The 7,199-nt window shown below is 69.2% G+C and carries 8 protein-coding genes; all 8 read left to right on the top strand.

The window, feature by feature from the left end:
* A partial coding sequence (gene odhB, locus P409_RS21555) for a 2-oxoglutarate dehydrogenase complex dihydrolipoyllysine-residue succinyltransferase (protein ID WP_034843525.1) occupies positions 1-873 on the top strand: 873 nt, incomplete at its 5' end.
* Between the two features lie 52 nt (positions 874-925).
* Positions 926-1,429, top strand: a complete 504-nt coding sequence (locus tag P409_RS21550) for a hypothetical protein (protein ID WP_034843522.1) — start codon at positions 926-928, stop codon at positions 1,427-1,429.
* A 224-nt stretch (positions 1,430-1,653) separates the two neighbouring features.
* Positions 1,654-2,241, top strand: coding sequence for a TetR/AcrR family transcriptional regulator (locus P409_RS36340; protein ID WP_161790444.1), 588 nt, complete (start codon positions 1,654-1,656; stop codon positions 2,239-2,241).
* 147 nt (positions 2,242-2,388) lie between these two features.
* Positions 2,389-2,844, top strand: coding sequence for a (2Fe-2S)-binding protein (locus tag P409_RS21540; RefSeq protein ID WP_034843520.1), 456 nt, complete (start codon positions 2,389-2,391; stop codon positions 2,842-2,844).
* Positions 2,845-2,861: 17 nt separating this feature from the next.
* Positions 2,862-5,066, top strand: coding sequence for a xanthine dehydrogenase family protein molybdopterin-binding subunit (locus P409_RS21535; protein ID WP_034843517.1), 2,205 nt, complete (start codon positions 2,862-2,864; stop codon positions 5,064-5,066).
* Between the two features lie 190 nt (positions 5,067-5,256).
* Entirely contained in the window at positions 5,257-5,889 is a 633-nt protein-coding gene (gene queE, locus P409_RS21530) for a 7-carboxy-7-deazaguanine synthase (protein WP_034843515.1), read from the top strand.
* The gene (gene queD, locus P409_RS21525; protein WP_034843512.1) at positions 5,886-6,242 is read left to right on the top strand and encodes a 6-carboxytetrahydropterin synthase QueD; all 357 of its coding nucleotides are present in this window, start codon (positions 5,886-5,888) and stop codon (positions 6,240-6,242) included. Before queE ends, queD begins: the two co-directional genes overlap by 4 nt.
* On the top strand, positions 6,232-6,975 hold the full coding sequence (gene queC, locus P409_RS21520; RefSeq protein WP_052121088.1) for a 7-cyano-7-deazaguanine synthase QueC: 744 nt from the start codon (positions 6,232-6,234) through the stop codon (positions 6,973-6,975). The genes queD and queC overlap by 11 nt, the downstream gene beginning before the upstream one ends.
* Positions 6,976-7,199: the final 224 nt, after the last annotated feature.

Here is a 7,199-nt window from a genome sequence, read left to right as displayed (position 1 = left end):
AACAACCTCGACGCCGGCGCCATCGCCGGCAGCGGCAAGGGCGGGCGCATCCTGAAGGAGGACGCGCAGGCCGCGGCCGCCGGCGGGTCCAAGCCGGCCGCCGCACCGGCCTCGGGCAGCGTGATCGAGGTCCCCGCCTTCACCCGTCCGGAAAGCGGCCCGCGGCCGCAGAAGGACCGGGAGGAGCGGGTGCGCATGACCAAGCTGCGCAAGACCATCGCCACCCGGCTGAAGCAGGCGCAGAACAACGCCGCCATGCTGACGACCTTCAACGAGGTCGACATGACGGCGCTGATGGCGCTGCGCAACCAGTACAAGGACAGCTTCGAGAAGAAGCACGGCGTGAAGCTGGGCTTCATGTCCTTCTTCGTGAAGGCCTGCATCGTCGCGCTGAAGGAGCTGCCGGCGGTCAATGCCGAGATCGACGGCGACGATCTGGTCTACAAGAACTACTACGACATCGGCGTCGCGGTCGGCACGCCGAACGGGCTGGTGGTGCCGGTGGTGCGCGACGCCGACGGCCTGTCCTTCGCCGAGGTCGAGAAGACCATCGGCGACCTGGGCCGCAAGGCGCGCGACGGCAAGCTGTCGATGGCCGACCTGACCGGCGGCACCTTCACCATCTCCAATGGCGGCGTCTACGGCTCGCTGATGTCGACGCCGATCCTGAACCCGCCGCAATCCGGCATCCTGGGCATGCACAAGATCCAGGAGCGGCCGATGGCCGTGGGCGGCAAGGTCGAGATCCGGCCGATGATGTATCTGGCCCTGTCCTACGACCACCGCATCATCGACGGGCGCGAGGCCGTGACCTTCCTGGTCCGGGTCAAGGAGTGCCTGGAGGATCCGCAGCGCATCCTGCTCGACATGTGACGATCCGGAAGGGCACGGTAAAGCGTGCCCTTCTTCGTTTCAGGAGCCCGGCGTGATCCGCTCGTCCCTTCTTGCCCTGCCCGTCCTGCTCGTCGCCGCGGCGCCGGTCTCGGCGCAGGAGGCTGAAGGCTGGGGCACCGGCTACCACCTGGGCACGGTCTATGCCGGGCTGACCAATGCCGACGGCGCCCATCTCGGCGTCTACTGCTCCGACGTGTCGCGGCAGGAGAACTCTGCGGTCCGCACCGGTCCCTATGTCCTGTTCTCGCTGCCGCGCAAGTTGACCCCGGACGGGAAGGCCGCGACGGTGACCTTCACCGTCGACGGCAAGGCCACCCCGGTGCCGATGGGCGTGGAGGTCGAGGAGGCGTCGACCGCCTTCGACTGGGGCCCGTCCAAGGCCTTCACCACCGACCAGATGAAGGCGCTGGTCGAGAGCCTGCGCCGCGGCAAGGCGCTGACCGTCGGCCTGGCGGAGCCGGCGGTGAGCGAGCCCTTCACCCTCGCCGGCTCCGGCGCCGCGCTGGAAAACATCCTCGACTGCGCAAAGCGCTGACGCAGGGCAACCAGATGAGGCCTTTCCTCTTTTGCTGTCATCCTCGGGCTTGACCCGAGGATCCAGGGCTTTCAAGAGCCGTTCTCGGTGGCCTCTGGATTGCCGGGTCAAGCCCGGCAATGACAGGAGTGGTGGCAAGCTTGTGAACGTCGATGCGTGATTCTTGACTTGAACCCGACGAAGCGGCTACTCACCTAGAACGAACGTTCGATCGAGTGCAGCCCGTGTTTGCCGACGCCGACATCGACAGCAAGCGCGATTCCATCCTCAAGGCGACCCTGGAGCTGGTGGCGGAGCGCGGCTTCCACGACACGCCGATGTCCCAGGTCGCCAAGCGGTCCGGGGCCAGCCCCGGCGTGATCTACCACTACTTCGCCAGCAAGGACGAGCTGATCCGCGACCTCTATCGCGAGGTCAAGGCTGTGAAGGCCCGGGCCATGCTGCAGGGCGGGGTCGACGGCGCGTCGCCGAAGGAGACGTTCAAACAGACCTGGCGCAACGCCTACGACTTCTACCGCACCCATCGGCTGGAGGCCCGGTTCCTCGAGCAGTACGAGAACTCGCCGTACCATTGCCCGACCGACCTGCAGGAGCTGGCCAAGGAGGACGAGAACTTCGCCATCCTCGCCCGGCGGCTGGGCTTCGTCGACGGCGGCAGCCCGTTCAAGCCGCTGCCGTCGGAGATCGTCTACGATCTGTCCTTCGGCGTGGCCGCGCGGCTCGCACGGCGGGCGCCGGACACGCCGCTGGACGACGCGACGCTGGATGACATTGCCGAGGGCTGCTGGCGCGCCGTCGCCCGCAATCCTTAAGCGTTTGATCGGCCTTAAGCCTTTCGACGAATTCGATCGAATATTCGATCTAGACCTTTGTTCCTAGATCCGCGGCCAACGCGGACATGCCAGCCCCGGCGCGGTGCCCGGCCCTGATCGCACCGCATCCAAATTGGGACATCGACCATGGTGAAGCTCAACATCAATGGCGCCGACCACGAGCTCGACATCGACCCGCAGATGCCGCTGCTCTGGGCCCTTCGCGACCATCTCGACATGACCGGCACCAAGTTCGGCTGCGGCCAGGCCCTGTGCGGCGCCTGCACCGTGCATCTGGACGGCCAGCCGGTGCGGTCCTGCCAGACCTTCGTCGGCGACGTCGGCGACGCCAAGATCACCACCATTGAGGGCGTGTCGGGCAAGGTGGCCGAGGCGGTGCGCGCCGCCTGGACCAAGCTGGACGTGGTGCAGTGCGGCTACTGCCAGTCCGGCCAGATCATGTCGGCCATCGGCCTCTTGAGCCAGACGCCGAAGCCGACCGACGACGACATCGTCGCCGCGATGGACGGCAACATCTGCCGATGCGGCACCTACCAGCGCATCCGCGCCGCGATCCACGACGCCGCGGCGCAGCTGGCCTGAACCGGGAGGGACGATCCATGTTTGCTCAGCCCATCGCCGCCCCGGCATCGACCGGAGCCGCCGACGACCTCGCCAGGCCGAATCGCCGTTCCTTCCTGAAGGGCGCCAGCGCCCTCGGCGGCGCGCTGGTGGTCGCGGCGCATCTGCCGCTGGTCCGCCGCGCCATGGCCGCGACCGGCGACCTCGCCCCGAACGCCTTCGTCCGCGTCGCCCCCGACGACACCGTCACGGTGCTGATCAAGCACTGCGAGATGGGCCAGGGCGTGACCACCGGCCTGACCACCATCGTCGCCGAGGAGATCGACGCCGACTGGGGCCAGATGCGCTTCGAATTCGCCCCGGCCGACGCCAAGCTCTACAACAACCTCGCCTTCGGCCCGATCCAGGGCACCGGCGGGTCGACCTCAATCGCCAATTCCTGGGACCAGCTGCGCAAGGCCGCCGCCGCAGCGCGGGCGATGCTGCTCCAGGCCGCCGCCGCGGCCTGGAGCGTTCCGGCCGGCGAGATCACGGTGCAGAAGGGCGTCGTCGCCCACGCCTCGGGCAAGTCGGCCCGCTTCGGCGAGCTGGCGGCTCAGGCCGCGGCGCTGACCCCGCCGGCGGACGTCACGCTGAAGGATCCGAAGGCCTTCACCCTGATCGGCACGCATGTGCCGCGGCTGGACACCCCGGCCAAGATCACCGGCAAGGCCGGCTTTTCGATCGATGTCCGCCGCCCCGGCCAGCTGACCGCGCTGGTGGCCCACCCGCCGCGCTTCGGCGGCACCCCGAAGAGCGTCGACTCGTCGGCCGCCAAGCAGGTGCCGGGCGTGGTCGACGTCGTCACCATCCCGACCGGCGTCGCGGTGGTGGCCAAGGACACCTGGTCGGCGATGCAGGGCCGCGAGGCGCTGAAGATCGAGTGGGACCAAGCGGCAGGCGAGGCCCGGTCCACCGACGCGATCATGGCCGGCTACAAGACCATGGCGCAGGAGCCGGGCCTGACCGCGGCCAAGCGCGGCGACGCCGCGGCGGCGCTGAAGAAGGCGGCCAAGGTGGTGGAGGCGGAGTTCGAGTTCCCCTATCTGGCCCATGCCCCGATGGAGCCGCTGAACGGCGTGCTGGAGCCGACCCAGGACGGCGCCGTGTGGTGGGCAGGGTCGCAGTTCCAGACCATCGAGCAGGCGACCATCGCCGCCATCCTGGGCCTGAAGCCGGACCAGGTGACGATCCGCTCGACCTACACCGGCGGCTCCTTCGGCCGGCGCGCCACCCCGACCGCCGACTACGCGGCCGAGACGGCGATGATCGTCAAGGCCACCGGCGGCAAGGCGCCGATCCACCTGATGCGGACCCGCGAGGACGACATGAAGGCCGGCTATTACCGGCCGATGGCGTATCACAAGGTCCGGGCCGGGGTGGATGCGGCCGGCAATGTCAGCGGCTGGGACCATGTCGTGGTCGCCAAGTCGATCATGATCGGCACCTCCTTCGAGGCCTTCGCGGTGAAGGACGGCATCGACGCCACCAGCATCGAGGGCGCGTCGGACACCGCCTATGCCGTGCCGGACCTGACCGCGACGGTGCACAACGCCAAGGAGGGTGTGCCGGTGCTGTGGTGGCGCTCGGTCGGGCACACCCACACCGCCCACGCCGTCGAGACCGTGGTCGACGAGCTGGCCCATGCCGCCGGCAAGGATCCGGTCGCCTTCCGCGCCAGCCTGCTGAAGGACCAGCCGCGCCATGCCGGCGTGCTGGCGCTGGTGGCGGAGAAGGCGGGCTGGGGCCAGCCGATGCCGGCCGGCTCGGGCCGCGGCGTCGCCGTGCACCAGTCCTTCGGCAGCTATGTCGCCACCGTGGCCGAGGTCTCGATCAAGGACGGGGCGCTGAAGGTGGACCGGGTGGTCGCGGCCGTGGATTGCGGCATTGCCGTCAACCCGGACGTGATCCGCGCCCAGGTCGAGGGGTCGGTGGGCTTCGCCCTCTCCGTCGTCCTGCGCAACAAGATCACGCTCAAGGACGGCGAGGTCGAGCAGGCCAATTTCGACACCTATGAGCCGACCCGGATGTCGGAGATGCCGAAGGTCGAGGTGCATATCATGCCCTCGGCCGAGGCGCCGACCGGCATCGGCGAGCCGGGCGTGCCCGGGCTGGCGCCGGCGATCGGCAACGCGGTCTTCGCCGCGACCGGCCAGCGCCTGCGCTCGCTGCCGCTCGACCTGTCGAAGCTGACCAGCACCTGAGCGATTGTCGTAGGTTGGGTTCGCAACCGCGAACCCAACCTACTTTGTTGGCAAAGGCCCGTGCCCGCCCGGCGCGGGCCTTTTCCGTCCGCGGCAATTCGCACCTGACCCGCGCGGCGAAACCGGCTAAAACCGCGCCGCGCGGCCACGGCCCACCCCGGCGCCGACGGGTGCGCGTTGGACCAGCGTGATGGGCTACGTCGTCAAAGAGATCTTCAAGACCCTGCAGGGCGAAGGCCGCCATGCCGGGCGCGCCTCGGTGTTCTGCCGCTTCGTCGGCTGCAACCTGTGGACCGGCCGCGAGCAGGACCGGGCCGAGGCGGTGTGCCGCTTCTGCGACACCGACTTCCTGGGCACCGACGGGCCGGGCGGCGGCCGCTTCGACACCGCCGAGGCGCTTGCCGCGACGATCGAGGCGTGCTGGGACGGGCCGGCGGCGGAGCGCTTCGTCGTCTTCACCGGCGGCGAGCCGCTGCTGCAGCTGGACCAAGCGCTGTTAGATGCCATCCATGCCCGCGGCTTCACCGCCGCGGTCGAGACCAACGGCACGATCGAACCGCCGGCGGAGCTGGACTGGGTCTGCGTCAGCCCCAAGGCCGGCGCGCCTTTGGCCGCCCGCCGCGGCGACGAGCTGAAGCTGGTCTATCCCCAGCCCGACCTGCTGCCGGAAGCAGTGGCGGGCCTCGACTTCGCCCATTTCTGGCTGCAGCCGATGGACGGGCCGGACCGCATCGCCAACACCGAGGCGGCGGTCGCCTATTGCCTGGCCCACCCGCAATGGCGGCTGAGCCTGCAGACCCACAAGCTGATCGGCATCCCATGAAGATCACCCAGGCCTTCACCTTCGAGGCGGCGCATCGCCTGCCGAACGTGCCGGCGACGCATCGCTGCCACCGGATGCACGGCCATTCCTACCGGGTCGAGCTGCGGCTGGAGGGATCGGTCGATCCCGTCACCGGCTTCGTCGTCGACTTCTTCGACGTCGAGGCGGCCTTCGCACCGATCCTGGCCCGGCTGGACCATTACTGCCTGAACGAGATCGAGGGGCTGGAGAACCCGACGGCGGAGCACATCGCCATCTGGATCTGGGACCGGGTGCGGCCGGCGCTGCCGCTGCTGGCCGCGGTCACCGTCTACGAGACCCCGAATTGCTGGGCCGAATACGATGGCCGTTGACCGAGAGACCACTGACCATGGCGAAAGGGGCGCAGCCGAAGGCGCGCTGGTGCTGTTCTCCGGCGGCCAGGATTCGGCCACCTGCCTGGCCTGGGCGCTGCAGCGCTTCGGCCGGGTCGAGACCGTCGGCTTCGACTACGGCCAGCGCCACCGGGTCGAGCTGGACGTCCGGCCGGTCGTGCTGGACGCGATCCGCGACCGCTTCCCCGCCTGGGCCGGAAAGCTGGGCGACGACCACATGCTCGACCTGTCGGTGCTGGGCCAGGTCAGCGACACCGCGCTGACCCGCGACGTCGAGATCGCGATGCAGGACAACGGCCTGCCGAACACCTTCGTGCCCGGCCGCAACCTGGTGTTCGTCACCTTCGCCGCCGCTTTGGCCTATCGCCGCGGCCTGCGCCACCTGGTGGCCGGGGTGTGCGAGACCGATTATTCCGGCTATCCGGACTGCCGCGACGACACCATGAAGGCGATGCAGCTGGCGCTGAACCTGGGCATGGAGACGCGCTTCGTCCTGCACACGCCGCTGATGTGGATCGACAAGGCCGAGACCTGGGGCCTGGCCGAGAGCCTGGGCGGCGAAGCGCTGGTCGAGCTGATCCGCGACGAGACGCACAGCTGCTACCGCGGCGACCGCAGCCAGATGCACGACTGGGGCCATGGCTGCGGCGAATGCCCCGCCTGCGACCTGCGCGCCGAGGGCTGGCGGCGGTTCCGGGCGCCAGCCGGCTAGCGCCTGCATTCTCGCCATATGAGTCCCCCCTCCCCTTGCGGGAGGGGGGCAGGGGAGGGGGTTCTCGACACCAAAGCCAACCTGAAACTGGTGATCTGCTCCGGCGGCGAAGCCTGTCGTTTGCCCGTACGCGCGCGGACGCGCGCAGCCCCCTCCCCCTACCCCCCTCCCGCAAGGGGAGGGGGGACTATAAAGGGATGGGTGTCGGCTATTTGAAAGGTAAT

Origin of the sequence: Inquilinus limosus MP06, from assembly GCF_000767795.1 — a bacterium.
GTDB lineage: Bacteria > Pseudomonadota > Alphaproteobacteria > DSM-16000 > Inquilinaceae > Inquilinus > Inquilinus limosus_E.
Note: the sequence above shows the minus strand (reverse complement) of the source record. Positions and strands in the feature narration are given on the sequence as shown.